Origin of the sequence: Micromonospora sp. CA-248260, from assembly GCF_050942205.1 — a bacterium.
GTDB lineage: Bacteria > Actinomycetota > Actinomycetes > Mycobacteriales > Micromonosporaceae > Micromonospora > Micromonospora antibiotica.
Map to the genome: position 1 here is coordinate 333,529 of NZ_CP192021.1, position 26,826 is coordinate 360,354.

General features: G+C 72.9%; 22 protein-coding genes and 1 pseudogene. 17 read left to right on the forward strand and 6 right to left on the reverse strand.

What is annotated here, in order from left to right; all coding sequences use genetic code 11:
• Positions 1-113: 113 nt before the first annotated feature.
• Positions 114-1,268: an MFS transporter gene (locus ACQP2H_RS01640; RefSeq protein WP_357533341.1), complete on the forward strand. Its 1,155-nt coding sequence runs from the start codon at positions 114-116 to the stop codon at positions 1,266-1,268.
• A gap of 9 nt (positions 1,269-1,277) precedes the next feature.
• Here the strand turns inward: ACQP2H_RS01640 and ACQP2H_RS01645 are convergent, their stop codons facing one another.
• Complete coding sequence (locus ACQP2H_RS01645) at positions 1,278-1,634, reverse strand: STAS domain-containing protein (RefSeq protein ID WP_067310147.1); 357 nt, start codon at positions 1,632-1,634, stop codon at positions 1,278-1,280.
• A 158-nt stretch (positions 1,635-1,792) separates the two neighbouring features.
• On the opposite strand from ACQP2H_RS01645, the gene ACQP2H_RS01650 reads away from it, so the two are divergent.
• The 6 genes from ACQP2H_RS01650 to ACQP2H_RS01675 are packed head-to-tail and all read left to right on the forward strand — an operon-like array spanning position 1,793 to position 7,387.
• Positions 1,793-2,653 carry an STAS domain-containing protein gene (locus tag ACQP2H_RS01650; RefSeq protein WP_433230629.1) on the forward strand — a complete coding sequence of 287 codons (861 nt, stop codon included), beginning with the start codon at positions 1,793-1,795 and terminating at the stop codon, positions 2,651-2,653.
• On the forward strand, positions 2,653-3,072 hold the full coding sequence (locus tag ACQP2H_RS01655) for an STAS domain-containing protein (protein WP_219465738.1): 420 nt from the start codon (positions 2,653-2,655) through the stop codon (positions 3,070-3,072). The genes ACQP2H_RS01650 and ACQP2H_RS01655 overlap by 1 nt, the downstream gene beginning before the upstream one ends.
• Entirely contained in the window at positions 3,069-3,485 is a 417-nt protein-coding gene (locus tag ACQP2H_RS01660) for an anti-sigma regulatory factor (RefSeq protein ID WP_219465741.1), read from the forward strand. The genes ACQP2H_RS01655 and ACQP2H_RS01660 overlap by 4 nt, the downstream gene beginning before the upstream one ends.
• Positions 3,482-4,498, forward strand: coding sequence for a SpoIIE family protein phosphatase (locus tag ACQP2H_RS01665; RefSeq protein ID WP_219465743.1), 1,017 nt, complete (start codon positions 3,482-3,484; stop codon positions 4,496-4,498). Before ACQP2H_RS01660 ends, ACQP2H_RS01665 begins: the two co-directional genes overlap by 4 nt.
• A gap of 23 nt (positions 4,499-4,521) precedes the next feature.
• The gene (locus ACQP2H_RS01670; protein ID WP_219470578.1) at positions 4,522-5,847 is read left to right on the forward strand and encodes an ATP-binding protein; all 1,326 of its coding nucleotides are present in this window, start codon (positions 4,522-4,524) and stop codon (positions 5,845-5,847) included.
• Position 5,848: 1 nt separating this feature from the next.
• On the forward strand, positions 5,849-7,387 hold the full coding sequence (locus tag ACQP2H_RS01675) for a SpoIIE family protein phosphatase (protein WP_433230634.1): 1,539 nt from the start codon (positions 5,849-5,851) through the stop codon (positions 7,385-7,387).
• 677 nt (positions 7,388-8,064) lie between these two features.
• Here the strand turns inward: ACQP2H_RS01675 and ACQP2H_RS01680 are convergent.
• A complete protein-coding gene (locus ACQP2H_RS01680; protein WP_208565444.1) occupies positions 8,065-8,940 on the reverse strand; it encodes a helix-turn-helix domain-containing protein in 876 nt (291 codons plus the stop codon).
• A 31-nt stretch (positions 8,941-8,971) separates the two neighbouring features.
• On the opposite strand from ACQP2H_RS01680, the gene ACQP2H_RS01685 reads away from it, so the two are divergent.
• From ACQP2H_RS01685 to ACQP2H_RS01705, 5 genes are read left to right on the forward strand one after another with little or no spacing between them, the layout of a single operon-like run.
• Complete coding sequence (locus tag ACQP2H_RS01685) at positions 8,972-9,544, forward strand: TIGR03086 family metal-binding protein (protein WP_219465756.1); 573 nt, start codon at positions 8,972-8,974, stop codon at positions 9,542-9,544.
• 33 nt (positions 9,545-9,577) lie between these two features.
• A complete protein-coding gene (locus ACQP2H_RS01690) occupies positions 9,578-10,114 on the forward strand; it encodes a PadR family transcriptional regulator (protein WP_204958604.1) in 537 nt (178 codons plus the stop codon).
• Complete coding sequence (locus ACQP2H_RS01695; RefSeq protein ID WP_433230638.1) at positions 10,111-10,836, forward strand: ABC transporter ATP-binding protein; 726 nt, start codon at positions 10,111-10,113, stop codon at positions 10,834-10,836. The genes ACQP2H_RS01690 and ACQP2H_RS01695 overlap by 4 nt, the downstream gene beginning before the upstream one ends.
• Positions 10,833-11,180, forward strand: coding sequence for a hypothetical protein (locus tag ACQP2H_RS01700; protein WP_433230641.1), 348 nt, complete (start codon positions 10,833-10,835; stop codon positions 11,178-11,180). Before ACQP2H_RS01695 ends, ACQP2H_RS01700 begins: the two co-directional genes overlap by 4 nt.
• Positions 11,177-12,343, forward strand: coding sequence for an FtsX-like permease family protein (locus ACQP2H_RS01705; protein ID WP_433230643.1), 1,167 nt, complete (start codon positions 11,177-11,179; stop codon positions 12,341-12,343). Before ACQP2H_RS01700 ends, ACQP2H_RS01705 begins: the two co-directional genes overlap by 4 nt.
• Before the next feature lie 127 nt (positions 12,344-12,470).
• On the opposite strand, the gene ACQP2H_RS01710 is transcribed toward ACQP2H_RS01705, so the two are convergent.
• Positions 12,471-14,567: a S9 family peptidase gene (locus ACQP2H_RS01710; protein WP_433230646.1), complete on the reverse strand. Its 2,097-nt coding sequence runs from the start codon at positions 14,565-14,567 to the stop codon at positions 12,471-12,473.
• 74 nt (positions 14,568-14,641) lie between these two features.
• Here ACQP2H_RS01710 and ACQP2H_RS01715 point away from each other — a divergent pair, with 74 nt between their 5' ends.
• The gene (locus ACQP2H_RS01715) at positions 14,642-16,078 is read left to right on the forward strand and encodes an FAD-binding oxidoreductase (RefSeq protein ID WP_433230649.1); all 1,437 of its coding nucleotides are present in this window, start codon (positions 14,642-14,644) and stop codon (positions 16,076-16,078) included.
• A gap of 136 nt (positions 16,079-16,214) precedes the next feature.
• Here the strand turns inward: ACQP2H_RS01715 and ACQP2H_RS01720 are convergent, their stop codons facing one another.
• Positions 16,215-18,281, reverse strand: coding sequence for a SpoIIE family protein phosphatase (locus ACQP2H_RS01720; protein ID WP_433230652.1), 2,067 nt, complete (start codon positions 18,279-18,281; stop codon positions 16,215-16,217).
• A gap of 320 nt (positions 18,282-18,601) precedes the next feature.
• On the opposite strand from ACQP2H_RS01720, the gene ACQP2H_RS01725 reads away from it, so the two are divergent.
• Both ACQP2H_RS01725 and ACQP2H_RS01730 read left to right on the forward strand, forming a co-directional pair.
• The gene (locus ACQP2H_RS01725; RefSeq protein WP_219465767.1) at positions 18,602-22,966 is read left to right on the forward strand and encodes a HAMP domain-containing protein; all 4,365 of its coding nucleotides are present in this window, start codon (positions 18,602-18,604) and stop codon (positions 22,964-22,966) included.
• Entirely contained in the window at positions 22,963-23,520 is a 558-nt protein-coding gene (locus tag ACQP2H_RS01730) for a response regulator (protein ID WP_208565450.1), read from the forward strand. Before ACQP2H_RS01725 ends, ACQP2H_RS01730 begins: the two co-directional genes overlap by 4 nt.
• Positions 23,521-23,598: 78 nt before the next feature.
• Here the strand turns inward: ACQP2H_RS01730 and ACQP2H_RS01735 are convergent, their stop codons facing one another.
• The gene (locus ACQP2H_RS01735; protein WP_219465770.1) at positions 23,599-24,096 is read right to left on the reverse strand and encodes a GbsR/MarR family transcriptional regulator; all 498 of its coding nucleotides are present in this window, start codon (positions 24,094-24,096) and stop codon (positions 23,599-23,601) included.
• A gap of 95 nt (positions 24,097-24,191) precedes the next feature.
• On the opposite strand from ACQP2H_RS01735, the gene ACQP2H_RS01740 reads away from it, so the two are divergent.
• Positions 24,192-25,226, forward strand: a complete 1,035-nt coding sequence (locus ACQP2H_RS01740) for an ABC transporter ATP-binding protein (RefSeq protein WP_363818123.1) — start codon at positions 24,192-24,194, stop codon at positions 25,224-25,226.
• Here the strand turns inward: ACQP2H_RS01740 and ACQP2H_RS01745 are convergent.
• Positions 25,145-25,525 (reverse strand): annotated as a pseudogene (locus tag ACQP2H_RS01745) (hypothetical protein); the annotation flags it as partial. The gene ACQP2H_RS01740 and the pseudogene ACQP2H_RS01745 sit on opposite strands and share 82 nt — an antisense overlap.
• On the opposite strand from ACQP2H_RS01745, the gene ACQP2H_RS01750 reads away from it, so the two are divergent.
• Entirely contained in the window at positions 25,454-26,815 is a 1,362-nt protein-coding gene (locus ACQP2H_RS01750) for an ABC transporter permease (RefSeq protein ID WP_363818126.1), read from the forward strand. The pseudogene ACQP2H_RS01745 and the gene ACQP2H_RS01750 overlap by 72 nt on opposite strands.
• Positions 26,816-26,826: the final 11 nt, after the last annotated feature.

Here is a 26,826-nt window from a genome sequence, read left to right on the forward strand (position 1 = left end):
TCATGACCCCGCCAACCGCACCCGCCGTCGAGGCGCCGATCGAACCGCTCGCCCACCGGCCGGCCCACCGCGCCCCGTCGCCGGCCACCGGCGGCGCGCTGGTGCTGGTCGGGATGCTGCTGGTCGCGCTCAACCTGCGGGCCGCGGTGACCAGCCTCGGCGCGCTGCTCGACGAGGTACGCACCGGGCTCGGTCTCTCCGGCACGATGGCCGGGTTCGTCACCACCCTGCCCACCATCGCCTTCGCCGGTCTCGGCGCGCTCACCCCGTGGCTGATCCGCCGCTGGCCCGCAGCCCGGGTGCTGGTGGTGGCGATGCTCGCCCTCACCGTCGGTCAGGTGCTCCGGGTGGTCACCGACTCGGCGGCGATCTTCGTGTTCACCAGCGCGCTCGCCCTGGCCGGCATCGCGGTGGCGAACATCCTGCTGCCGATGCTGGTCAAGCAGCACTTCCCGCACCGCACCGGGCTGGTCACCGGGGCGTACACGATGGCCCTGACGGCGGGTACGACGGTGGCCGCCGCCTCCGCCGTGCCGGTGGCGCACGCCTTCGGCTCCTGGCGGGCCGGGCTGGGCGTGTGGGCGGCGTTGGCGGCGGTGGCCGTACTCCCGTGGGTGCCGCTGGCGTTGCGGGCGCGCGCCGCCCGACGGACCGCGCCCCCGACGGCGGGCCCGGCCGTCCGCACCCGGGTCCAGCCGGCCCGCACCCGGCTCGGCTGGGCGATGGCGGTCTACTTCGGCGCGCAGTCACTGAGCGGGTACGCGGTGATGGGCTGGCTGGCCCAGCTCTTCCGGGACGCCGGCTTCCGGCCGGAGAGCGCCGGACTGCTGCTCGCCGGGGTCACCGCGCTCGGGGTGCCGGTCGCCCTGCTGATGCCGACGCTGGCCGGTCGGCTCCGGACGCTGCGCCCGCTGGTGTTCGGGCTGACCGCGTTCTCCGCGGCGGCCTACCTGGGGTTGGCGCTCGCACCCCGGGACGGGGCGCTGCTGTGGGTGCTGCTGCTCGCCTTCGGCCAGGGCGCGTTCCCGCTGATCCTGACCACCATCGGCCTGCGGGCCCGCACCGCCGACGGCACGGTGGCGCTGTCCGCCTTCGCGCAGAGCACCGGATACGTGATCGCCGCGCTCGGGCCGCTGCTCGTCGGGGTGCTCTACGAGGCGACCGGTGGGTGGACCGCGCCGATGGGCTTCCTGCTCGCCGCGCTGGCGGTGCAGACGACCGCGGGCATGGTGATCGCTCGTCCCCGGTTCATCGAGGACGAGCGGTGAGGAAACCGGTCAGGACGAGGCGGGGGTGGGATCGCCCGCGACGGCCTCGTCGACCGTCGGGTAGGTGTGCAGCACCTCGACCAGCCCACTGACCTCGAGGATGCGCAGCACGCCGCGCTGCGGGGCGGCCAACCGGACCACGCCGCCGGCCTCGTCGCAGCTGTTCTTGGCCCGGACGAAGACCGACAACCCGGTCGAGTCGCAGAACGACACCTCGGCCAGGTCGAACACCAGCCGGCTGCGCCCCTTGTCGAGCAGGTCGGTGATCTGGTCCTGCAACTGCGGTGCGGTCGCCATGTCGAGTTCGCCCGCGACCGACACGACGACGACGTCGCCGCGCTGTTCCGTGTGCACCGTCAGGGACATTCAGACCTCCTGTTATTGGTGGAACGGTATCCCACGAACAGCGGGACACGCAGAACGGGAGCGCTTCCGGTGGGACCGATCATTCCTTTGCCGCGGGGCAACTACCGGGTCTGCCTCCGGTGATAGAGTCCGGCCGGCCCAGCTCACAGGAGGTAACCATGGCGTTGACCGCAGACGGAGGCGACCGACTCGTCGAGCTACTGACCGGGCACGGCGAGCGGGTGGTGCAACGGTGGACCGAGGTCGTCGCCGCCTCGCTGCGCGGTCGGCTCAGCCAGGCCGAGCTACGCCTCCAGGTGCAGGAGCTGCACGCTAGCATGATCAATGCCGGCGGTGCCGGCCTGGCCGACCTCCAGGACCCTGCAGCGGGCGAGCTGCGGGCGGTGCTCGCCGACCTGTCCCGCAGCCGGGCCCGGCAGAGCTTCACCGCCACCGAGACCGCGACCAGCATCTACGCCTTCAAGGACGTCCTGGTCGAGCTGGCCGAGACCGCCGGCGTGGAGTTGTCGCTGCGGGACGTCGTTGACTTCACCGGCCTGGTCGACCGGATGGGGCTGCTCACCTTCGAGACCTACGTGCAGACCCGCGAGGGGCTGATCGCCGACCAGGCCGAGCAGCTGCTCGAACTCTCCACCCCGGTGGTGAAGATCTGGGACGGTGTGGTCGCCGTGCCGCTGGTCGGCACCCTCGATTCGGCCCGCGCCCAGGTGGTGATGGAACGGCTGCTCCAGACCCTGGTCGACACCGGCTCGCCGTACGCCATCATCGACATCACCGGCGTGCCGGCGGTCGACACCCAGGTCGCCCAGCACATCCTCAAGACGGTGGTGGCCGCCCGGCTGATGGGCGCCGACTGCATCATCTCCGGCATCCGCCCGCAGATCGCGCAGACCATCGTCGCGCTCGGCATCGAGTTCGGCGACATCGCCACCAAGGCGAGCCTGGCCGACGCGCTGCGGCACGTGCTGCGGCTCACCGGGGTGGAGACGTCCCGCCGTCACCCGCGTCGGGAGGCGTGATGGAACGGGTGCCGATCCTCAAGATCGGCGACATCCTGCTGGTCTCCATCCAGATCGACATGTCCGACCAGACGGCGGTCACCCTCCAGGAGGACCTGGCCGAGCGGATCGTCGCGACCGGCTGCCACGGCGTCATCATCGACATCACCGCGCTGGACATCGTCGACTCCTTCGTCGGCCGGATGCTCTCCACCATCGCCTCGATCTCCAAGGTGCTCGACGCCGAGACGGTGGTCGTCGGGATGCGTCCCGCGGTCGCCATCACCCTGGTCGAGCTGGGCCTGTCGCTCAACGGCATCCGCACCGCGCTGAACGTGGAGCGGGGCATGGAGCTGATCGCGGCGACCCGCGACGACGACCTCGGGTACGACGACGACCCCGAGGACGTGGAGTCCGGGACGGCGGCGACATCGTCATGACCGCGGGAGTCGACCTGGGCCCGAAGACCCAGGCGATCGGCAGTGACGAGGACGTCGTCCGGGTCCGTCAGCTGGTGCGTACCGTGGCGGTGGCGGTCAAACTCTCCCTCGTCGACCAGACGAAGCTGGTGACCGCCGCGAGTGAGCTGGCCCGCAACACCCTCATCTACGGCGGTGGCGGCACCGCCGAGGTGACGGTCGTCGAGGACGGCCGGCGGCGCGGCGTGCGGATCGTCTTCGCCGACTCCGGGCCGGGCATCGCCGACCTGGGTCTCGCCCTCACCGACGGCTACACCACCGGCGGTGGCCTGGGCCTCGGCCTCAGCGGCTCCCGTCGACTGGTCGACGACTTCGACATCCAGACCGCCCCCGGTGAGGGCACCCGGATCACCGTCACCAAGTGGTCCCGATGATCCACGACGTGGTGCCGGACGCGGGCCACTGGTACCGGGTGGAGAGCGGCAGCGCCGCCAGCACCGTGCGACGCGCGGCGGAGCGTCTCGGCGGGCAGCTCGGCCTCGGTGAGAACCGGGTCGCCGAACTGGCCATCGTCGCCGCCGAGCTGACCAGCAACCTGGTGAAACACGCCCAGGAGGGTGTCCTGCTGCTGCGCCCGGTGCGCACCGGCGACGCCGCCGGGGTGGAGCTGATCGCGGTCGACTCCGGCCCCGGGATGGCCGACCTGACCGTCTCCTCCCGCGACGGCCATTCCACCACCGGCACCCTGGGCATCGGCCTCGGTGCCATCACCCGCCAGGCCAGCTGGTACGACGCCTGGTCCCGGCCGGGTCGCGGCACCGTCTTCGCGGTGCAGGTGTGGGCGAAGGAGGTGCGGGCCACGCCGGCCTGGGCGGCGGGGCTGACCCGGCCGATCACCGGCGAGCAGGTCAGCGGCGACAGCCACGCGATGCGTACCGAACAGGGGCGGCACCAGGTGCTGGTCTGCGACGGGCTGGGCCACGGGCCGTTGGCCAACGTGGCCGCCGAGGCGGCCGTCTCCGCCTTCCGGGTCGCGCCGGCCGGTCCGCCCGCCACCGTGGTGACGCACCTGCACCGCGCGATGTCGCACACCCGGGGGGCCGCGTTGGCGGTGGCGGAGCTGGACCCGGCGGCGGGTCTGCTGCGCTACGCCGGGCTGGGCAACATCGCCGGGACGGTGCTGGCCCCGGACGGCACCCGCCGGGGGCTGGTGTCGCTGCCCGGCATCGCCGGCCACCAACGTCCGACGGTGCGTGAGTACGACTACCCGTTCCCGGCCGGCGCGACCCTGGTGATGCAGAGCGACGGGGTGGTGGACCGGTGGCGGTCCGAGGACTATCCGGGGCTGACCGGGCGGGCGTCGGTGGTCGTCGCGGCGACCCTGCTGCGCGACGCCGGAATCCGCCGGGACGACGCCTGCGTGCTGGTCGCGAGAACTCCGTCGTGACCGCCCGCGAGCCACTCCTGCGGATGGCGTTGCGGGTGGAACAGGACATCTTCGGGGTACGCCAGCGGGGCCGGGAGGTCGCGGCGGCGATCGGGCTGGAGCACCAGGACCAGGTGCGGTTCGCCACCGCGCTCAGCGAGGTGGCCCGGGACCTGCTGCGTACCGTGGACGGCGCGGACGTCAGCTTCGCCCTCGTCACGGAGCCGGACGGGCGGCGGTTCCTCAGCGTCGACCTCGCCCCGTTGCGTCCGCTGCCGGGCAACCGGTACGAGCCGCAGTCCGGCGCGGTGGCGCGATTGGTGGACACCCTGGGGCTGGCGGAGGCGGCGGGATATACCGTCGTGAGGATGTCCCGACGTGTCCCGGCCGCCGCTGCTGCGCTGACCCCGCCGCGCCTGGCAGAGCTGCGCGCCGAGCTGGGCACCAGCGCCCCGGCCAGCGCCCTGGACGAGTTGGCCACCCAGAACGGGCAGCTCATCGCCGCTCTCGACGAGGTACGCAGCCAGCGCGACGAGCTGGCCGTGCTGAACGCCGAGCTGGAGGAGACCAACCGGGGGGTGATGGCGCTCTACGGTCAGCTCTCCGAGGAGTTGGAGGAGACCAACCGGGGGGTGGTGGCCCTCTACGCGGAGCTGGACGAGAAGTCGGCACAGTTGCGTGCGGCGAGCGAGTCGAAGAGCCGTTTCCTGGCCAACGTCAGCCACGAGCTGCGGGCCCCGGTGACCGCGATCATCGGGCTGGGGCGGCTGCTGACCGACTCCGCGTCGGACCCGCTCACCGCCGAGCAGGCCCAGCAGGTCGAGCTGATCCGGTCCTCGGCAGCCGACCTGCTCTCCCTGGTCAACGACCTGCTTGACCTGGCCAAGGCGGAGGCTGGCCGGATCGAGCCGGAGTGGGTGCAGGTCGACCTGCGGGCGGTCTTCGGGCAGCTGCGGGGGACACTGCGGGCGCTCACCCTGCGTTCCGAGGTGGAGCTGGTGGTGGAGGAGCCGCCCCCGGGCACCGAGCTCCGCTCGGACGAGGTGCTGCTGGCCCAGGTGCTGCGCAACCTGCTGCACAATGCGGTGAAGTTCACCGACCGGGGTGAGGTGCGGATGTGCGCCGAGCGGGTCGACGACCGGGTGCGGATCCGCGTCTCGGACACCGGGCCGGGCATCCCCGCCGAGCTGCACGAACGGATCTTCGAGGAGTTCTACCAGGTGCCGGGGACCAGCCGGCGCAGCGGCACCGGTCTCGGTCTGCCGTACGCGCGGCGGCTGGTGACGCTGCTTGGCGGCACCCTGGCGCTGACCAGCGAGCCGGGTCGGGGCAGCAGCTTCACGGTGGACCTGCCCGTGGCGGGGGTGTGAGGTGGCCGGCGTCCCGGCGACGATCCTGGTGGTCGACGACAGCCCCACCAAGCGCTACCTGCTGGTGAGCTGGCTGACCCGGGCCGGTTTCACGGTCTGGGAGGCGGAGAACGGCACCGAGGCGCTGGCCCGGGTCGGGGTGGACCCGATCGACCTGGTGGTGCTCGACGTCCGGCTGCCGGACCTGAGCGGCTTCGAGGTCTGCGAACGGATCAAGGCGGACCACCCGGCCATTCCGGTGATCCACGTGTCCGCGCACGCCGTCGACGTGGTGGACCGTACCCAGGGACTGACCCGGGGTGCGGACGCCTACCTGGCCGAGCCGATCGAGCCGGAGGAGTTGGTGGCCACCGCGCACGCGGTGCTGCGCTACTACCAGGCGCGGACGCGGGCCGAGCTGCTCGCCGAGCGGCTCACCGGGTTGGCCGACACCACCGTGGCGGTGCACGCCGCGTCCACCTTCACCCGCCTGTTGCAGGAGGCGGCGGCCGGTGCGGCGCAGATCTTCCGCAGCCCGGCGGCGGTGGTCGCGGAGACCTTCGACGGGGACTGCCTGGCCGGGGTCGCCGCCGGTCCGGGCGCGACGGCGGAGGTCGTACCGTGGGTGGTCGACGACACCGGCGTGCCGACCGGGGCGACCGTCCGGGTGGACGCCCCCGACGGGTGGGGGTTGGTGCGCTGGCCGGCGGGCGACACGGTGACCGTGGCCGCCGCCAAGCTGCGGGAGGACCGCGCCCCGCTCTACGTGGTGGTGCCCACCGCCACCCAGACCGCCCGGACGCCGGTGCTGGTGCAGCTCGCCCAGGCGGTCGCCTCGGCGGTGGAGGCGCAGCGCTCCTTTGACGAGGAGCACCGGATCGCGGTGACCCTCCAGCGGAGCCTGCTGCCCCGACGGCTGCCCGACGTGGCCGGCCTCGACCTGGCGGTGCGTTACGAGCCGGCCAGCGCGCAGACCGAGGTGGGCGGGGACTTCTACGAGCTGGTGATGCTCGACGGGCACCTGTTGGTGGCGATCGGCGACGTCGCCGGCCACTCGCTGCACGCGGCGACGGTGATGGCCGAGCTGCGGCACGCGATGCGGGCGTACGCGGTGGAGGGGCACCAGCCCGGGGTGATCCTGGAACGGCTCAACGTGCTGATGCGTACGCTGCTGCGCAACGAACTGGCGACCCTGTGCATCCTGCTGCTGCACCCGTCGACGGGCCGGATCAGACTGGCCAGCGCCGGGCACCTGCCGGCACTGGTGACGGTGGACGGCCGGGTGGAGTACGTGCAGCAGTCGGCCCCGCTGCTGGGGGTGCGCGCGGACCGGCCGGAGGATCTGGAGTTCACCCTGCCGGCGGGCGCGACGCTGGTGCTCTACACCGACGGGCTGATCGAACGGCGGGACACCACCATCGACGACGGTCTGGCCGCGTTGGCCGCCTGCGCGACGGTGGTCGACGACGACCTGGACGGCTTCTGCCAGCGGCTGCTGGTCGAGCTGGCCCCGCCGGAGATCCACGACGACGTCGCGGTGGTGGCGGTCCGCCGCCGCTGAGTGGTTCCGACTGCTTTCCCCGACTCCCGATCCGGCCCCCGGGCGGTCGTCCGCCGGCTCGACCGAGCCACCGAGGTCCCCCCAATCCCAACCGCTGTCGTGGTTACTGAGGGTGCTCGGCAGCGGGCCGACTCCTGACGTCACTCACCGTAGCTAAGGGCCAACCTCGAATTACTCCCCTCTCCATCCTTTGCTCTGCTGCCTTATCCGCGACAGCGCGCTGAGCTGCAACTTTGAAAATCGCCATAGGTGGGTCGCTCTTCCAGCCTGAAACGGTGAGTAGCTGTCGCCTCGATGGCAGCAGAGCAAAGGATGCGGAGTGGGGAGATGGGGGGGTGGCGGCTGATGTTACTCATCGTTATCGCCAGGGGGTGGGGCTGCTTGGTGCTGGGATCGCCAAAAGTGGGGACCAGGATCGTGGAGAGTTCCTGCGGCCATGGCGACGAGAACGCTTCACACGGTGAGCTGACCACCGGTGTGGTCCCGGACTGGTCCGGGCGGTGGGGTCGTCGGTCGACCACCGGGCGGGCTGAGCGACCCGGCGGGCGGGCTGAGCGACCCACCGGGCGGGCTGAGCGACCCGGCGGCCGGGCCGGCGGCGAAGCGGTCGCCTGCTCTCCGCGCCCGTCGGGCCGACGCCGTCCGGTGCGGGTCGCTGGCTCGGACGTGGGTGGGGATCAGTGCAGGGAGCGGGCGTAGCCGGTGGGGGTGTGACCGGTGACCGCGGCGAAGTCGCGGGCCAGGTGGGCCTGGTCGCTGTAGCCGAGGTCGGCGGCGAGGGCGGCCCAGTCGGGCAGCCCGGTGACGACCTGTTCGATCGCCTCCAGCAGGCGGTAGCGACGGATCACCCACTTGGGGCCGACGCCGACGTGGTCCAGGAAGAGCCGCTGTAACCGCCGGACGGAGAGATCGTGCCGGCGGGCCAGGTCGTCCACCCGCAGCACGCTCCGGTCGGTGCGGATCGACTCGGCGAGGGCGATCGCCTCGGCCGCCGCCGGGTCGGGCTGTGGCGCCCAGGCGAGCAGGAAGGCGTCCAACGCCCGCCGGCGCTCGTCGTCCGTACCCCCGCAGCGGGGTGACGCGACGGCGGACCCGGCGGCGCGGGGCGTGGTCGGGCCAGCGGGGTGGGTGGCGGCGGCACCGGGGGTGGTCGACCCGGCGGCGCGGGCGGCGATCGGGTCGGTGCGGAGCGGGACGTCCCGGTCGGTGAGTTCGGCGACCGGGCGACGCCAGAACGGGCGGAAGCCGCCGGGGCGGAACTGGATGCCGCTGACCGTTCCGGTGCCGGTCAGGGTGACCGTGAACAGCCGCCGACCGACCCCGGCCACCTCGGCGGTCTCCGGGCCGCCGGCATCCTGCCGGAAGACGACGTTGACCGCCGGGTGCGGCACCACCTGCTGGGTGAACGGCGCGGTCAGCGCCCAGTCGGCCAGCCAGTAGTGCTCCACCCACGGTCGCAGCGCGGGGGCCGGCAGGTGCCGCCGGAACCGCAGCTCCCGGCGCAGCCGGGCCGGATCGAGGATGCCCCGGTCATCCGCGCGTGGCTGTCGCATTCGTTCAAGACCACCTTCATACGCTGGCCGTATGCCAACGAAGACTAGTGAGCTGCTGGCCGCCGCCGCCCCGGGGACCGTGGAGTTGGTCCGGGCGATCGGCGACGACCAACTCGACCTGCCGACCCCGTGCGCGGAGTACGACGTCCGCGGACTGATCAACCACGTGTACGACGTGGCGGTCAACTTCCAACGCCTCGCCGCCGGGCAGGAGACGGACTGGTCGGTCAAGACCGATCACGTGGCCGAGCCGGGCTGGCGGGACCGGTTCGCCACTGAGGTGAAGCAGCTCGTCGTGGCCTGGGACGACCCGGCCAGCGAGGAGGGCGTCGCGCCGGCGATGGGGCTGCCCCGGTCGACGATCGGCCTGATGGGGGTGGTGGACCTGGTGGTGCACGGCTGGGACCTGGCGCGGGCCACCGGCCAGCCGTACCAGCCGGCGCGGGAGAGCATCGCGGCGCTGCACGGCTTCATGGACGAGATGGGCCCGATGGGCCGGCAGATGGGCGCCTTCGGCGCGGAGGTGCCGGTCGGGGCGGACGGGACCGAACTGGACCGGCTGCTCGGCCGTACCGGTCGCGATCCGGCCTGGAGGGCTGCTTGACATCGACTATTCACTAGATGAATAGTTGGCCGGGTGTCCACGTCGCACGTGCTGCTCGGGTTGCTGGCCGCCGGCAACCGGCACGGCTACGAGCTGAAGCGCGCCCACGACACCCGGCTGCCCCGGGCCAAGCCGCTCGCCTTCGGCCAGGTCTACGCCACCCTGGGGCGCCTGCAACGGGACGGCCTGGTGGTCACCGCCGGTCAGGAACGCGAGGCCGGCCCCGACCGGACCGCCTACGCGCTCACCGACCAGGGCCGGGCCGCGCTCGCCGGCTGGCTCGCCGCCGTCGAGCCACCCATGCCGTACGTGACCAGCGCGCTGTTCACCAAGGTCGCGGTGGCGTTGCTGGTCGCCGACCTCAACGCGGCCCGGTCCTACCTGATCGCCCAGGCGCGGGCGCACACCGACCGGCTGCGCGAACTCACCGCCGTCAAGACGGCACCCTCGACCACCCTCGATGACGTCGTCGCCGTCGACTACGCCGTCGCTCACCTCGACGCCGACCTGAGGTGGCTGCGCACCACCCTGGCCCGCGTCGCCGACTGGCACCGGGAGGTGCACCCGTGAGCCGACTCCAGGCCCGCGACGTGGCCCGGTCGTACGGCCCGACACCGGCCCTGCGCGGCGTCAGCCTCGACGTCGCCGACGGCGAGATCGTCGCCGTGACCGGACCCAGCGGCTGCGGCAAGTCCACCCTGCTGCACTGCCTCGCCGGCATCCTGCGCCCCGACGAGGGGGCGGTGCGCTGGAACGGCGAGCGGATCGACACCTGGCCCGAGGCGGCGCGGTCCCGGCTGCGCCGTACCGAGTTCGGGGTGTTGTTCCAGTTCGGTCAGCTCGTCCCCGAGTTGACCGCGGCGGAGAACGTCGCCCTGCCCCTGCTCCTCGCCGGCACGGGGCGGCGAGAAGCAGGGCGGGCGGCGGGCGAATGGCTGGACCGCTTCGGCGTCGGGCACCTCGCCGACGTGCGCCCCGGCGCGATGTCCGGCGGGCAGCAGCAGCGCTGCGCCACCGCCCGCGCCCTGGTCACCGGGCCCCGGGTGATCTTCGCCGACGAGCCGACCGGTGCCCTCGACACGCTCAGCGGCGAGGAGGTCCTCACCCAGCTCGTCCAGCTCGCCCGGGAGCAGGGCACCACCATCGTCCTGGTCACCCACGAACCCCGGATCGCCGCGTACGCCGACCGCGAGGTGATGCTCCGCGACGGCGTGGTCGACCCGACGGGCCTCGGCCTGGACGAAACCCTCGTCCCGCTCCCGGCGGCCGGCCCCGGCGCGGACCCCCGGTGAGGCCGGGCGTCGCGCTGCGGCTCGCCCTGGCCGGCAACCGCACCGACACCGCCCGGGTCGTGCTCACCGCGCTCAGCGCCGCCCTGGCCAGCCTCGCCGGGCTGGCCGCCCTCACCGTGCTGGCCATCCCGACCCCACCCGGCGGACGGGGCAGCAACAACTCCGAGCAGTACACCAACGCGCTGCTGCGCGAGCCGGGCCTGCGCGGCGGGACGGCGGTCGCGTTGCTGCTGCTCGCCGTGCCGGTGCTCGCCCTGGCCGGGCAGTGCGTGCGGCTCGGCGCCCCGGCCCGGGACCGGCGACTCGCCGCGTTCCGGCTGGCCGGGGCCACCCCGGGCAGGTGACCGGGCTGGTCGCGGTGGAGGCCGGGCTGGCCAGCCTGCTCGGCACCCTGGTCGGGCTGGGGACGTACCTGGTGGGCCGGGTGCTGCTGCACCGGCCCGACGCCCGGGGGCTGCTGCCGCTGCCCACCGACGTGCTGCCGGCGCCGCCGGTGATCGCGGCGGTGGTGCTCGGCCTGCCGGTGCTGGCCGGGCTGGTCGGTGTCGTCCTGCTGCGCCGGGTCACCGCGACCCCGCTCGGCGTGGTCCGGCGGACTCGCCGGGAACGTGCCCCGAGGCCGTGGGCCGGGCTGCTGATCGTGGCCGGGCCGGCCGCGTTCGGCCTGCTCGCCCCGATCAACAGGTGGTACGCCGACCGTGCTCAGGACCCACCGGCGCTGCTGGAGCCGGCGCTGATGGCCGGCGGTGCGCTGGCCGCGCTGGTCGGGGTGGTGGTCGGCACCGGCTGGCTGTCGTACACGGCCGGGCGGCTGCTGCACCGGTGGGGTCGCGGGGCGGCCGTGCTGCTGGCCGCCCGTCGGTTGACCGCCGACCCGTGGGCCGGCAGCCGGACCCTGGCCGCCCTGCTGGCGGCGGTGATCGTGGGGGCGGGTGCGGCCGGGCTCCGGGCCTCGATGATCGCCGACATGGCGGCGAACCGGGCCACCGGCCAGGGCCTGGCCGGCAGTGACGACTTCTACCTGAACACGATGGACCTGGTCGACCGGGCCGCCCAGCTGGCCGTGGCGCTGGCCGCCGGTGGCCTGGTCGTCGCCCTGGTCGAGGGGATCGTCGCCCGCCGCCGGACGTACGCGGCGCTGGTCGCCTCCGGGGTCCCCCGCAGCGTCATCGGCAGGTCCGTCGGGTGGCAGGCGCTGGCCCCGGCGGTGCCGGCCATCGTAGTGGCGCTCGCCGGCGGCCTGCTGCTCATCTGGGGCGTCGCGGGCCGCCCACGCACCTACGGGGCGCACTCCTTCCAGGTGTGCACGGGCGACGCCGTGCGGTGCGCCGACCCGTCGGCCCTGCGCACCGTGTGGGTGCCCGAGGTCGTGGTGACACCCGAGCTGCCGTGGGCGCAACTCGCCTGGGTCGGCGCGGGTGCCCTGGTCGCCGTGCTGGTCACGGTCGGTGTCGGTCTGCTCTTCCTGCGGATGAGCACCGCCGTCGAGGAACTCCGCACCGGCTGACCGCGATCAGCCGGTGCGCAGCGGCAACCGCCCGCCGGTCCCGGGCCGACCCGCCGAGCGTTGCCGGCCCGCCGGTCCCGGCCGGCCCGGGGACCCGCCCCGGCCCGGCGGGGACCGGTGGCGGCGGTCAGGCGCGGCCCAGCCGGTCGAGGATCCAGGCGTTGATGAACGCCTCCTCGCGCCAGGCGTCGTACCGGCCGCTGGGGCCGCCGTGGCCGGCACCCATCTCCGTCTTGAGCAGGTAGTCGCCCTGCGGGGCCACCGCCCGCAGCCGGGCGATCCACTTGGCCGGCTCGTGGTAGAGCACCCGGGTGTCGTTGAGGCTGGTCACCGCCAGGATCGCCGGGTAGTCGGCGGCGGTGACGTTCTCGTACGGTGTGTACGACTTCATGTACGCGTACACCTCCGGGTCGGCGAGCGGGTTGCCCCACTCCTCCCACTCGGTGACGGTCAACGGCAGCGACGGGTCGAGGATCGAGGTGAGCGCGTCCACGAAGGGCACCTGCGCCACGATCCCGGTGAACGCGTCCGGGGCGATGTTGGCGACCGCGCCCATCAGCAGGCCACCGGCCGAGGCGCCCCGGGCGACCAGCCGGTCGGCCGCCGTCCAGCCGGCCTTGACCAGGTGCCGGGCGCAGGCCACGAAGTCGGTGAAGGTGTTCTTCTTGGCCAGCATTTTGCCCTCGTCGTACCACCGGCGGCCCAGTTCACCGCCGCCCCGGATGTGCGCCACCGCGAAGACGACGCCCCGGTCGAGCAGGCTGAGCCGGGCGACCGAGAACCACGGGTCCATGCTGGCCTCGTACGAGCCGTACCCGTAGATCACGGCGGGGGCGGAGCCGTCGCGTGGGGTGTCCCGGTGGCAGACCAGCGAGATGGGCACCCGGGTGCCGTCGTCGGCGAGCGCCCACTCGCGGTGCTGCTCGTAGTCGGCCGGGTCGTACGCGCGCCCGTCCGGCCCGGGGAGCACCGGCTTGCGGCGACGCAGCGTCAGTTCCCGGGTGACCAGGTCGTAGTCGTAGACCGAGTCGGGGGTGACCAGCGAGGTGTAGCGGAACCGCAGCTGCCGGGTGCGGTATTCCGGGTTGGCGTCCAGCCCGACGCTGTGGATCGGCTCGGGGAACTCGATGTCGTGGCCGTCGCCGCCGCCGACGGGGAGCACCCGCAGCCCGGTCAGCCCGTTGCTGCGCAGCGAGACGACCAGGTGGTCGGCGAACGCGTCGACCGACTCCAGCCGGGTGCCGCGGCTGTGCGGGATCAGCGGCACCCAGTCGCCGGGGGCGTCCGCCGAGGTGTACGCGAGCGCGAAGTCCTCCGCGCCGTCGTTGTGCAGGATCAGGAACCGGTGGCCGTGGTGCTCGACGCTGTATTCGACGCCCTGCCGGCGCGGGGCGATCACCGCTGGCTCGCCGGTCGGGTTGTCGGCCGGGATGACCCGCACCTCGCTGGTGACCTTGCTGGTGCTGTCGATCAGCACGAACCGCTCGGATCGGGTCAGCTCGACGCCCACCCAGAACCGCTCGTCCTCCTCCAGATGCACCACCACGTCCTCGCCCGACGGGGTGCCGACGGTGTGCCGCCACACCCGGTTGGGTCGCCACGCCTCGTCGACGGTGATGTAGAACAGCACGGTCGCGTCGGCCGACCAAGCGGTGCCGTAGAAGGTGTCGGGCACCTCGTCGCCGAGCAGTTCGCCGGTGCTCAGGTCCTTGATCCGCAGGGTGAAGCGTTCGTCGCCGGAGAAGTCCGTCGAGTAGGCCAGCCACCGCCCGTCGGGGCTGACGTCGAACGCGCCGAGGGAGAAGAAGTCGTGCCCTTCGGCGAGCTGGTTGCCGTCGAGCAGTACCTCTTCGCCGTCGAGCGGGGCGCCGTCCGCGCTGACCGGCGGGTCGGTCTCGTCGTCGCGGACCGCGCGGCGGCAGTGCACGCCGTACTGCTGGCCCTCGATCGTGCGGGTGTAGTACCAGTGGCCGCCCTTGCGGGTGGGCACCGACAGGTCGGTCTCCTGGGTGCGCTGCTTCGTCTCGGCGAACAGCGTGCCGCGTAACGCTTCCAGGTGCGCGGTGCGCTGCTCGGTGTAGGCGTTCTCGGCGGTCAGGTGGGCGATGGTCGCCGGGTCGTCCTTGGCGGCCAGCCAGGCGTACTCGTCGACGACGGTGTCGCCGTGGTGGGTGCGCTCCGCGCGGACCTGTCGGGCGACGGGCGGGGTGGTCTCGGTGGTCACGCCGCCACGTTACCGGCCCGTCGCGCTGCGCGGCGCGGTCGAACCACCACCCACCTCTTTAGAACATGTGTACGATGGCTGTCATGTCGACGCCAGCGGGTTCGAGCGGTGCAGCGGAGATCACCCGCCGGTTGGCCGGGATCTGCGGTCCGTCCTTCGCCCGGTTCGCGGGCGCGGCCGACGAGGTCGCCGGCCGGCTCGCCCGGTGGGTGGCCGTCCCGGGTGGGCCCCGGGCGGCGGCCGAGGTGCTGCGGCTCGCCGCCCGGCACGACCTTTCGGTGGTGCCCCGGGGCGCGGGCACGAAGATCGACTGGGGTGCCGCGCCGGCCCGGGTCGACATCATGCTCGACACCGGCCGGCTCGCCGGGGTCGGCCACCAGCCGGCGGCCTCCCCGGTGGTCGAGGTGGGTGCCGGCACCCCGCTGCGGGCGGTGCAGGCCACCCTGGAACGTGCCGGCCGTCGGCTGGCCCTCGACCCGCCGTCCCCCGGTGCCACCCTCGGTGGGGTGCTCGCCGCCGACGAGTCCGGTCCGCTGCGGCACCGGCACGGCACCCCCTGCGCGCAGCTCGTCGGCCTGCGGTGGTTGGACGCCGACGGTGAGCTGGTCAGTGCCGGCCGCAGCGCTGCGGAGCTGTCCGGGGTGAGCGCACCCGTCGGTCTCGACCTGGGCCGGTTGCTCTGTGGTTCGCAGGGCGGGCTGGGCGTGCTCGTCTCGGCGACGCTGCACGCGCAGGCGCTGCCGGCGAGCCAGGTCTGGGTGTCCCGACCGGTGTGGAGCCCGCTGGAGGTGCACGACCTGGTGCGGGCGGTGTTCGCCGCCGACCTCGACCCGGCGGCCGTCGAGCTGGACCTGCCGGCCACCGGGTCCCCGCCGCGTCGGGCGGTCGCCCCGGCGTCGGGCGCGACGTCGGGGCCGCCCGGTCGACCGATGTCCGCCGCCGAGGCGGCGGCCCGGGCCAACCATCCCGCGATGTCCGGCCGGCGGGCCGATCCGCCGCCCGCCCGGGGTAGCGCCGGTGAGCTGGCGATCCTGCTGGAGGGTGACCGGTCCGAGGTGGCCGAGCGGGCCGACCGCCTGTTGGCCGTGCTCGGTGGCGCGGCGAGCGTCGCCCCGTTCGCCCCGGCCTGGTGGGGGCGCTACCCGTTCGGCCCGGGCGACACCGCGTTGCGGGTCGAGGCCCCGGCCAAGGATCTGCACGCCGCCGTCTACGCGTTGCGCGACGCCGCCGGCACACCCCTGTCGGTACGCGGCTGCGCCGGTGCGGGTGTGGTGCACGCCGCGCTGCCCGGATCGTTCCCCGTCGACCGGGTGGCCGGCATCCTGGCCGCCGTCCGGGGGGTGTTGCTCGCCCGCCGGGGCCGGTGCGTGGTGGTCGCCGCTCCCGCTGCGGTCCGCCGTGAGGTCGACGTGTGGGGTGAGGCGGCGGTGATCCCCCGGCTGCGGGAGGCGAAGGAGCACCTCGACCCGCACCGCCGGCTCGCCCCCGGCCGCCTCCCCGGCGGCCTCTGACCAGCCCCGGCGGCCTCCCCCGGTGGCCTCTGACCAACCCCGGCGGCCCCTGACCAACTCCGGCGGCCCCTGACCAACCCCGGTGGCCCCTGACCAACCCCGGTGGCCTCTGGGTGTCGAGGTGATCGGGAGTGGATCAGGAGAGGGCGTCGTTGCGCAGCACCAGGATGGCGATGTCGTCGCGGGGTGACTCGACCGAAAAGTTGATCGCGGTGGCCCGCAGTCGCGCCGCGACCACGTCGGCGGAGTAGCCGGCCAGCGGCGCGGCGGCCTCCCGCAGCCGCTCGGTGCCGAAGAGTTCCCGGCCGCGTCGCCGCTCGGTCACCCCGTCGGTATAGAAGATCAGCGCATCGCCCGGCGCGAGCAGGATCTCCTCCGCCGGTGAGGTGATCGAGTCGAGCAGGCCGAGCGCGGTTCCACCGGTCCCGACGAAGTTCGCCCCGCCGGGACCGTGCAACAGCACCGGTCGGTCGTGCCCGGCCAGGTGCAGCGAGACGTCGAGCCCGTCGCCGTCGGCCGGCCCGACCGCCGCCAGGGCCAGCGTGCAGTAGCGTCCCCCGCCGCGCTCAACAAGCGTGTCGTTGAGCCGGGCCAGCACCTCGGGCAGCGGCTTGCCGTCCCCGACGAGCACCCGGATCACGTCCCGGACCAGCCCGGTCACCGCCGCCGCCTGCACCCCCTTGCCGGACACGTCGCCGACCACCACCAGCCAGCGCCCGTCCGGCAGCGGCACCACGTCGTAGAAGTCGCCGCCGACCTCGGCCTCGTCCCCGGTCGGGACGTACTCGGCGGCGAAGCCGACGCCCTCGACGACCGGGAGCACCGGCGGCAGCAGCGACTGTTGGAGGGTTTGCGCCACCCGACGCCGTTCGGCGTGGATCCGGGCGTTCTCGATGGCGAGGCCGGCCCGCCGGGCCACGTCCTCCAGCACCGCCACCTCGTCGGCGTCGTGCCGGTGGCGCTGGTGCCGGCCCACGGCCAGCGTGCCGAGCTTCTGGCTGCGGACGACCAGCGGCACGGCGAAGCCCTCCATCGGCCCGCCGAGCGGCACCTGGGACCCGGTTCGCGACGCCTCACGCAGCCGGGCCTGGACCGAGTCCGGCCCGGACTCCTCCAGCACCTTGTGCAGTTGGGGCAGGACCGACTCGTCGGCGTGGCTGCACGCGGCCAGCTTGAGCCGGCCCCACTCGTCGGTGGTGTGCACCGCGCACCACTGGCCGAGCCGGGGCACCACCAGTTGCGGGATCAGCGCCATGGTCAGGTCCACGTCGAGCGACTGGGCGAGCAGTTCGCTGGCCTCGGCGAGGAAGGTCAGCCAGGCCGAGCGGCGGACGTCGGCGCGGCGCAGCCGGTCGTTCTCCAGGTGCAGCGAGAGCCGTTCGGCGGCGAGTACGGCCAACGGCCGGGCGTACGCCGACGGTGCCGCGTCCAGCTCCAACTCCCCACCGTACGGTCGGTGCACCGCCAGCGGGACCCGGAGCAGCTCGTTGCCGGCGCGCGGCTGGCGGCCGTACCGGGCCAGCACCTGCGGGCCCTCTCCCTCGCCCCGGTCGAGCCGGATCACCCCGCCGGCCGCGCCCACCATCTCGGCGACGCGGGTGAGCAGGTCGGTGGCGAACTCGGGCAGCGGTTCGTCGGCGTACGGGTCGGGCCTGGTCTGGGTCAGTTCGCTCATCGCTGCGGCGCTCGGTGCGGTGGTCGCCAGGTCGCTCTCGGCCTGCCCGGGTGGCGGGTACGGGGACAGCGGCCCGCCGCCGTGGTCGCCGTGGCGGTCCAGCCGGAACCACACCCCCTTGCCGGTGGGCAGGTAGGTGGTGCCCCAGCGGCTGGCGAAGTGGTCGACGAGCAGCAGCCCGCGCCCCCGGGCGGAGACCTCGCCGATCTCGTCGGTGTCGTTGCGGCTGCCGACGATCAGCTCGTCGACCGGCCCTGCGGCGAAGTCGGAGACGGTGACGGTCAGGCCGATCCGGTCGGCGACGACCTCGATGTCCAGTTCGGTGCGGGCGTGCTCGACGGCGTTGGTGGACAGTTCGGTGGTGAGCAGCAGTGCCTCGTTGAGCAGTTCGTCGAGGTCCGCCTCGGCGAGCACGGAGCGGACGACGGCGCGGGCGGCGGCCGGGGTGCGCCGGTCGGCGGGCAGTCGGACGCGCCGGACGTGCTCGTCCCGTCCCGCGTCTGTCCCGGCCCCCGGCTCCGTTGACACCCCCGTATCCTCTACCGCGACCGCCCGGGTGCCAAGCCGCACCACGCACCGTCACACCCGTCGCACCGATCGGCAGGTCGACGTCACCCCCGTCGTCGGGTGCGGGTCGGCGACCAACGGCTACGTGTCGACCTGGGGTGGTGGGGTCGGGCCGGGTGCCGGGACCGCGTCCCGCCTGCGGTGTCGCTGTCGGGGCGGTGGTGGCACCGGCAGGGACATGTCGGGCACGTCGTGTCCGCTGCCCGGGTCCGGACGCGGGCACAATGAGGGAAAGTCGGCGTGTCGGCACGCCGGGGACCCTCCGAGCTGAGCGAGGAAAGATGACCGCGAAACAGTCGGTGACGGCGGACGTGTCCGCTTCCGAGCATGACGCGCTCCTCGGTGAGCTGTCGGAGGCGCTGCGGCGGGTCGGCCGGGGTGACTTCAAGGTACGGCTGCCCCGGCGCGCGGGTGCGGCTGGTGAGGTGGCGGACGCCTTCAACGAGGTGGTGTCGCTCCAGGAACGGCAGCACCTGGACCTGCGCCGGATCAGTCGGGTGGTGGGCCGGGACGGCCGGCTGACCGAGCGCCTCGACGAGGAGGGCCTGGACGGCTCCTGGGCGGAGGGCCAGCGGGCGGTCAACTCGCTGATCGACGACCTGGGTCGACCGACCACCGAGATCGCCCGGGTGATCATGGCGGTGGCCGACGGTGACCTCTCCCAGCACATGGAGTTGGAGATCGACGGTCGCCCGCTGCGCGGTGAGTACCTGCGGATCGGCCGGACGGTCAACACGATGGTCGGGCAGCTCTCGTCGTTCTCCAACGAGGTGACCCGGGTGGCCCGGGAGGTGGGCACCGAGGGCAAGTTGGGTGGTCAGGCGGACGTGCGGGGTGTCGCCGGCACCTGGAAGGACCTCACCGACTCGGTGAACACCATGGCGTCGAACCTGACCGGCCAGGTGCGGTCGATCTCGCAGGTGGCGACGGCGGTGGCCCGGGGTGACCTGTCGCAGAAGATCACGGTCGGGGCGCGCGGCGAGGTCGCCGAGCTGGCCGACACGATGAACTCGCTGACCGACACGCTGCGCCTGTTCGCCGAGCAGGTGACCCGGGTGGCGCGGGAGGTGGGCACCGAGGGCAAGCTCGGTGGGCAGGCCGACGTGCCGAACGTCGCGGGCACCTGGAAGGACCTCACCGACAGCGTCAACTCGATGGCGTCGAACCTGACCTCTCAGGTGCGTAACATCGCGCAGGTCTCGACGGCGGTGGCCCGGGGTGACCTGAGCCAGAAGATCACCGTGGCGGCGCAGGGCGAGATCCTGGAGCTGAAGGACACCGTGAACACGATGGTGGACCAGCTCAGCTCGTTTGCCGACGAGGTGACCCGGGTGGCCCGGGAGGTGGGCATCGAGGGCAAGTTGGGCGGTCAGGCCCAGGTACGCGGGGTCTCCGGCACCTGGCGGGACCTGACGGAGAACGTCAACCAGCTCGCCGGCAACCTGACCAGCCAGGTCCGCAACATCTCCCAGGTCTCCACGGCGGTGGCGAAGGGTGACCTGTCGCAGAAGATCACCGTGGACGCGCAGGGCGAGATCCTGGAGCTGAAGAACACCGTCAACACGATGGTCGACCAGTTGTCGTCGTTCGCCGACGAGGTGACCCGGGTGGCCCGCGAGGTGGGCACCGAGGGCAAGCTGGGCGGGCAGGCACAGGTGAAGGGTGTCTCGGGCACCTGGCGCGATCTCACCGACAACGTGAACTCGATGGCGTCCAACCTGACGTCCCAGGTGCGCAACATCGCCTCGGTGACCACGGCGGTGGCGAAGGGTGACCTGTCGCAGAAGATCACCGTGGATGCCCGGGGTGAGATCCTGGAGCTGAAGTCCACGGTCAACACGATGGTGGATCAGCTGTCGTCGTTCGCCGACGAGGTGACCCGGGTGGCCCGGGAGGTGGGCACCGAGGGCAAGCTCGGCGGTCAGGCCCAGGTACGCGGGGTCGCCGGCACCTGGCGGGATCTCACCGACAACGTGAACTCGATGGCGTCGAACCTGACCAGTCAGGTGCGTAACATCGCGCAGGTCTCCACGGCGGTGGCGAAGGGTGACCTGTCGCAGAAGATCACGGTGGACGCGCAGGGTGAGATCCTGGAGCTGAAGAACACGGTCAACACGATGGTGGACCAGCTCAGCTCGTTCGCCGACGAGGTGACCCGGGTGGCCCGGGAGGTCGGCACCGAGGGCAAGCTGGGCGGTCAGGCGCAGGTGAAGGGTGTCTCGGGCACCTGGCGCGATCTCACCGACAACGTGAACTCGATGGCGTCCAACCTGACGTCCCAGGTGCGCAACATCGCCTCGGTGACCACGGCGGTGGCCAAGGGCGACCTCGGTCAGAAGATCACGGTGGACGCGCAGGGCGAGATCCTGGAGCTGAAGAACACGGTCAACACGATGGTGGACCAGCTCAGCTCGTTCGCCGACGAGGTGACCCGGGTGGGTCGCGAGGTCGGCATCGAGGGCAAGCTCGGCGGTCAGGCCCAGGTCAAGGGCGTGAGCGGCACCTGGCGGGACCTCACCGAGAACGTGAACCAGCTCGCCTCGACCCTGACCACCCAGCTCCGGGCGATCTCCCAGGTCTCCACCTCGGTGACCCGGGGCGACCTCACCCAGCGGATCGCGGTCAAGGCGCAGGGCGAGGTCGCCGAGCTGAAGGACAACATCAACCAGATGATCGTCACCCTGCGGGAGACGACCAAGAAGAACGCCGAGCAGGGCTGGCTCGACTCCAACCTGGCCCGCATCGGTGGCCTGCTCCAGGGCCAGCGGGACCTGGGCGAGGTCTGCCGCATGATCATGATGGAGGTGACCCCGCTGGTCGACGCGCAGCTCGGCGCGTTCTTCCTGGCGGACACCTCCGACGGGGTGATGCGGCTGCGGCTGACCGCGTCGTACGGGTATGTGGCGCGGGGGCACGACGTCACGTTCGGGCCCGGTGAGGGGCTGGTCGGTCAGGCGGCGCTCTCCCGCCGGACGATCCGGCTCAACGCGCTGCCCGACGGGCGGATCACCCTGCGGTCGGGGCTGGCCGAGACGCTCCCGTCCGACCTGGTGGTGCTGCCGATCCTGTTCGAGGGGGAGCTGCTCGGGGTGATCGAGTTCGCCAGCGTGGCCCGCTTCTCGGAGCTGCACCTGGCGTTCCTGGAGCGGCTGGTGCTCACCATCGGTGTCGCGGTCAACACCATCCAGGCCAACCGGCGTACGGAGGAGTTGCTGGCCCAGTCGCAGCGGCTGGCGTTGGAGTTGCAGGACCAGTCGGCGGAGTTGCAGCGCACCAACGCCGAGTTGGAGGACAAGGCGAAGCTGCTCAGTGAGCAGAAGGGCAACATCGAGACCAAGAACCGGGAGATCGAGCTGGCCCGGCTCGGCCTGGAGGAGAAGGCGCAGCAGCTCACCCGGGCGTCGGCGTACAAGTCGGAGTTCCTGGCGAACATGAGCCACGAGCTGCGTACCCCGCTGAACTCGCTGCTGCTGCTGGCCCGGTTGCTGGTGGAGAACTCGGAGCGCAACCTCACCCCGAAGCAGATCGAGTTCGCCCGGACGATCCACGGCTCGGGCTCGGACCTGCTGCGCCTGATCGACGACATCCTGGACCTGTCCAAGATCGAGGCGGGTCGGATGGACGTCGAGCCGACGGAGATCCGGTTCGCCGAGATCCGCAACTACGTGGAGCAGGCGTTCGCCCCGCAGGCGGAGGACAAGAACCTCGACTTCCAGGTGCGGGTGGCCAAGGAACTGCCGCCGGCCCTGGTGACCGACGCCCAACGGTTGCAGCAGATCCTGCGCAACATGCTCTCCAACGCGGTGAAGTTCACCGACAACGGCGCGGTCACCCTGCGGATCGCCCCGGCGGCGGAGAACGCGGTCTTCGACGTGCCGGCGTTGACCAACGCCCGCCAGGTGATCGCCTTCACCGTGATCGACACCGGCATCGGCATCTCCGACGACAAGCTGAGCATCATCTTCGAGGCGTTCCAGCAGGCCGACGGCACCACCAGCCGGCGGTACGGCGGCACCGGGCTGGGCCTGTCGATCAGTCGGGACCTGGCCCGGCTGATCGGCGGCACGATCACCGTGACCTCCGCGCCGGGGCAGGGTTCGACGTTCACCCTCTTCGTACCGGATGTGCTGGCGCCGGACGCGGTGGTGGCGCCGCAGTCACCGTCGCCGGAGCGCGCGGGCCTGCCGGCGTCGCTGCTGATGCCGCCGGTGGAGTTGCTGGCCGCGCCGGAGGCCCCGGCCACCCGGCAGTTGGACGGCGCGACGGTACTGATCGTCGACGACGACGTACGCAACGTGTTCGCGTTGACCAGCGCGTTGGAACTGCACGGGATGACCGTGCTGTACTCGGACAACGGCGCGGACGGGGTTCGCGTGCTGGCCGAGCATCCGGAGGTGGACATCGTGCTGATGGACGCCATGATGCCCGACCAGGACGGTTACGAGACGACCCGGCAGATCCGCCGGAACCACCGCTTCGCGGACCTGCCGATCGTCTTCCTCACCGCGAAGGCGATGCCCGGTGACCGGGAGTCGGCGCTGGCGGCCGGGGGTAGCGACTACATCACCAAGCCGGTGGACCTGGACGGGCTGATCGAGCGGATGGCGTCCTGGATCAGTGGCAGCCGAGACAAGGAGAATTCGTGACCCAGACTGCCAAGGCGCTGCTGGTCGACGACCGTCGGGAGAACCTGATGGCCCTGGAGGCGATCCTCCAGGGGCTCCCGGTGCAGTCGGTGGCCGTGGAGAGCGGTGAGGCGGCGCTGAAGCAACTGCTGGTGGACGACTTCGCGGTCATCCTGCTGGACGCCCAGATGCCCGACATGGACGGCTTCGAGACGGCCAGTCACATCAAGCGCCGGGAGCGGACCCGGCACGTGCCGATCATCTTCCTCACCGCCGCCGACAAGGACGCCCAGTTGGCGCTGCGCGGCTATGCGGTCGGGGCGGTGGACTACCTGACCAAGCCGTTCGACCCGTGGGTGTTGCGGGCGAAGGTGTCGGTGTTCGTGGAGCTGTGGGTGAAGACCCGGCAGTTGGCGGCGCAGTCCGACGTGGTGCGTGAGCGTGACGCCCAGTGGCGGGTGCTCACCGACGCGGTGGACGCGGCGGCCACCCTGCTGCGGGTCGAGGACGACCCGGAGGCCCGGCAGCGTGCCCTGGACATTCTGGAGCAGGCCCGCTGGGGCAACACCGCCTGACCGGCGGCGTGCACCGGGCGTGACCAGGCGGGTGCCGGCCCGGCCGGGGGGCGGGCGTGCGGTCGGGTGGCGGCGTGCTCAGTGGGCGGGTGTGCCGCTGGCGGCGCGGCGGGCCCGCCAGCGCTCGCCGAGCGAGTCGAGTTCCTCCTGGATGAAATAGAAGAAGTCCCGCATCTCGGCCACCCGTTCGCCGCCCGGGGTGGCGGTGCCGCCCAGTGCGGTGACGCCCGCGTCGGCGATGTCGATGAAGTTCTTGTAGAGGCCGGTCTTGGTGATGGTGCCCTCGTACCAGGGGTTGTCGGGCAGCCGGTAGTGGTCCCGGCGCGAGCGCGGGACCGGTTCGCGGACCAGCATGCTGACCTGGGTCAGGTGGCGTACCGCGCCGGATACGGCTGCCGCGCTGACGCCGAGCCGCTCGCCGATCTGGGCGGCGGTCAGCGGGCCGTCGGCGCTCATCACGGCGAACAGGACCCGGGCGGACATCCGGGGGAAGCCGACGTCCGCGAAGGCCATCGCCATCCGTTCGACGAAGAGGTGGACCTCGTCGTCGTGGCCGGGTTGACGGTCGTCAGGCATCGGACGCTGCTCCTCGGGCTCGGGACGGTTCAGGCGATGGTGCCGCACCGGACAGAAACTTCACAACTTTGTGAAACGAGTGTAGCTTCTGAATTATGGAAACCCCGATAGCGGTGACCGGCCTGGTGAAGACCTTCGGCCGCACCCGGGCCCTCGACGGGCTCGACCTGAACGTCCGGGCCGGTGAGGTGCACGGCTTCCTCGGCCCGAACGGCGCCGGCAAGTCGACCGCCATCCGGGTCCTGCTCGGGCTGCTGCGGGCGGACGCGGGGGCCGTCCGACTGCTCGACGGTGACCCGTGGCGCGACGCCGTCACGCTGCACCGCCGCCTGGCGTACGTGCCGGGCGACGTCACCCTCTGGCCCCAGCTCTCCGGCGGCGAGGTGATCGACCTGCTCGGGCGGATGCGCGGCGGGCTCGACCCGAAGCGCCGCGCCGAGCTGCTCGCGTCGTTCGAGCTGGACCCCCGCAAGAAGGGGCGCACCTACTCCAAGGGCAACCGGCAGAAGGTCGGCCTGGTCGCCGCGCTCGCCTCCGACGTCGAACTGCTCATCCTCGACGAGCCCACCTCCGGGCTGGACCCGCTGATGGAGGAGGTGTTCCAGCACTGGATCGACCGGGCCCGCCGCGACGGCCGCACCGTGCTGCTGTCCAGCCACATCCTGGCCGAGGTGGAGGCGCTCTGCGACCGGGTGACGATCATCCGCAACGGCCGCCACGTCGAGACCGGCACCCTGACCGAGCTGCGTCACCTGCACCGCACCGCGATCGACGCCGAACTGGCCGGCCCGGTGGACGGCCTGGCCGACCTGCCCGGCGTGCACGACCTGCGGGTAGACGGCGACCGGGTCCGCTTCGCCGTCGACACCGTCGCGCTGGACACCGCGCTGCGCCGGCTCACCGAGATCGGCGTACGCAGCCTGGTCAGCCAGCCGCCGACGCTGGAGGAGCTGTTCCTGCGCCACTACGAGACCCCGGCCCCCGACACCCCGGTCTCGACCGCGTCGGGCAGCACCGCGCCCGACAGCACCGCGCCCGACAGCACCGCGCCGGGCAGCACCGCGCCGGGCAACACCGCGCCCGACAGCACCGCGCCGGGCAGCGACCAGCCGACGGGGGTACGGCGATGAGCACCCTCACCGGCACCGGTCACCTGGCCCGGCTGATCCTGCGCCGGGACCGGATCGTCCTGCCGCTCTGGGTGCTGCTGCTGACCGTCCTGCCGGTGTCCTACGCGGGCAGCTTCTTCGCGCTGTTCCCCACCGCCGCCGAGCGGGCCGCGTACGTCACCGGCACCGCCCGCAACCCGTCGGTGGTGGCCCTGCTCGGCCCGGTCTACGGCGACAGCGTCGGCGCGTTGACCGCCCAGCGCGGTGGCTTCCTCCAGGTGATCGTCGGGCTGGCCGCCCTGCTCACCGTCATCCGGCACACCCGCACCGAGGAGGAGGCCGGTCGACGGGAACTACTCGGCGCGACCGTCCTCGGCCGGTACGCCGGGCTCACCGCCGCACTGCTGGTGACGTACGCGGCCAGCCTGCTGCTCGGCCTGCTCACCGCCGCCGGGCTGGCCGCCACCGGGCTGCCGGCGACCGGCTCGCTGGCGTACGGGCTGTCGGCGGCGCTGGTGGGGGTGGTCTTCGCCACGGTGGGCGGGTTGGCCGCCCAGCTCACCCAGACCGCCGGTGGGGCGCGCGGGATCGCCGTCGGGGTGCTCGGGGTGGCGTTCACGCTCCGGCTGGTCGGGGACACCTCCGAGCACGGGTGGCCGAGTTGGCTGTCCCCGCTGGGTTGGGCCGCACGCATCCGCGCCTACGCGGGGGAGCGCTGGTGGGTGCTGGCCCTGCCGGTCGCGCTGACCGTGCTGCTGGCCGTGGTGGCGTACCCGGTATCGGTGCGGCGGGACCTCGGGGCCGGCGTGCTGCCGTCGCGGCCGGGTCCGGTGCGGGCCGGGCGGGTGCTGTCCGGGCCGTTCGGGTTGGCTTGGCGGCTGCACCGGGGGCCACTGCTGGGCTGGTCGGTGGGCTTCCTCCTGCTCGGGTCGGTCGTCGGTGGCGCGGCCGAGGCGGCCGGCCGCTCGGTCGCCGGCAACGCCGCGTTGGAGCAGGTGATGGCCCGGCTGGGTGGCGCGTCGGGGCTGGCCGAGGCGTACCTGGGGGTGTCGTTGGGGGTGGCCGGGCTGGCCGCCGCCGGCTACGGCGTCCAGGCGGCGTTGCGGATGCGGTCGGAGGAGGCCGCCGGGCGGGCCGAGCCGGTGCTGGCCACCGGGGTGCACCGGTCGACCTGGCTCGCCTCACACCTGGTGTTCGTCCTGCTGGGGCCGGTGGTGGTGCTGGCGTTGGTCGGGCTGGCGGCCGGCCTGACCTACGGGCTCAGCATCGGTGACGTGCCGGGGCAGCTGCCCCGGATGCTCGGTGCCGGCCTGGCGCAGGTGCCGGCGGCCTGGGTGCTCGCCGGCCTGGCGGTGCTGCTGTATGGCCTGTTGCCCCGCCTCTCCCCGGCGGCCTGGGCGGTGCTCGCGGTGGTGGTGCTGCTCGGTCAGCTCGGCGCGGTGCTGGAGCTGAGCCAGTGGCTGCTGGACCTGTCGCCGTTCACCCACACCCCACAGGTGTTGCGCGCCGGCTGGAGCGTCATTCCGCTGCTGGCCCTGACCGTGCTGGCCGGGGTGTTCTGCGCGGTCGGCTTCGCGTCCTTCCGCCGCCGCGACATCCCGGTCGGCTGACGGCACGACAT

Excerpts from the sequence above, each read along its gene's own strand:
- ACQP2H_RS01640 (WP_357533341.1), top strand. The coding sequence starts at position 114 with ATGCTGCTGGTCGCGCTCAACCTGCGGGCCGCGGTGACCAGCCTCGGC.
- ACQP2H_RS01645 (WP_067310147.1), bottom strand. The coding sequence starts at position 1,634 with ATGTCCCTGACGGTGCACACGGAACAGCGCGGCGACGTCGTCGTCGTG.
- ACQP2H_RS01650 (WP_433230629.1), top strand. The coding sequence starts at position 1,793 with ATGGCGTTGACCGCAGACGGAGGCGACCGACTCGTCGAGCTACTGACC.
- ACQP2H_RS01655 (WP_219465738.1), top strand. The coding sequence starts at position 2,653 with ATGGAACGGGTGCCGATCCTCAAGATCGGCGACATCCTGCTGGTCTCC.
- ACQP2H_RS01660 (WP_219465741.1), top strand. The coding sequence starts at position 3,069 with ATGACCGCGGGAGTCGACCTGGGCCCGAAGACCCAGGCGATCGGCAGT.
- ACQP2H_RS01665 (WP_219465743.1), top strand. The coding sequence starts at position 3,482 with ATGATCCACGACGTGGTGCCGGACGCGGGCCACTGGTACCGGGTGGAG.
- ACQP2H_RS01670 (WP_219470578.1), top strand. The coding sequence starts at position 4,522 with ATGGCGTTGCGGGTGGAACAGGACATCTTCGGGGTACGCCAGCGGGGC.
- ACQP2H_RS01680 (WP_208565444.1), bottom strand. The coding sequence starts at position 8,940 with ATGCGACAGCCACGCGCGGATGACCGGGGCATCCTCGATCCGGCCCGG.
- ACQP2H_RS01685 (WP_219465756.1), top strand. The coding sequence starts at position 8,972 with ATGCCAACGAAGACTAGTGAGCTGCTGGCCGCCGCCGCCCCGGGGACC.
- ACQP2H_RS01715 (WP_433230649.1), top strand. The coding sequence starts at position 14,642 with ATGGCTGTCATGTCGACGCCAGCGGGTTCGAGCGGTGCAGCGGAGATC.
- ACQP2H_RS01725 (WP_219465767.1), top strand. The coding sequence starts at position 18,602 with ATGACCGCGAAACAGTCGGTGACGGCGGACGTGTCCGCTTCCGAGCAT.
- ACQP2H_RS01735 (WP_219465770.1), bottom strand. The coding sequence starts at position 24,096 with ATGCCTGACGACCGTCAACCCGGCCACGACGACGAGGTCCACCTCTTC.
- ACQP2H_RS01740 (WP_363818123.1), top strand. The coding sequence starts at position 24,192 with ATGGAAACCCCGATAGCGGTGACCGGCCTGGTGAAGACCTTCGGCCGC.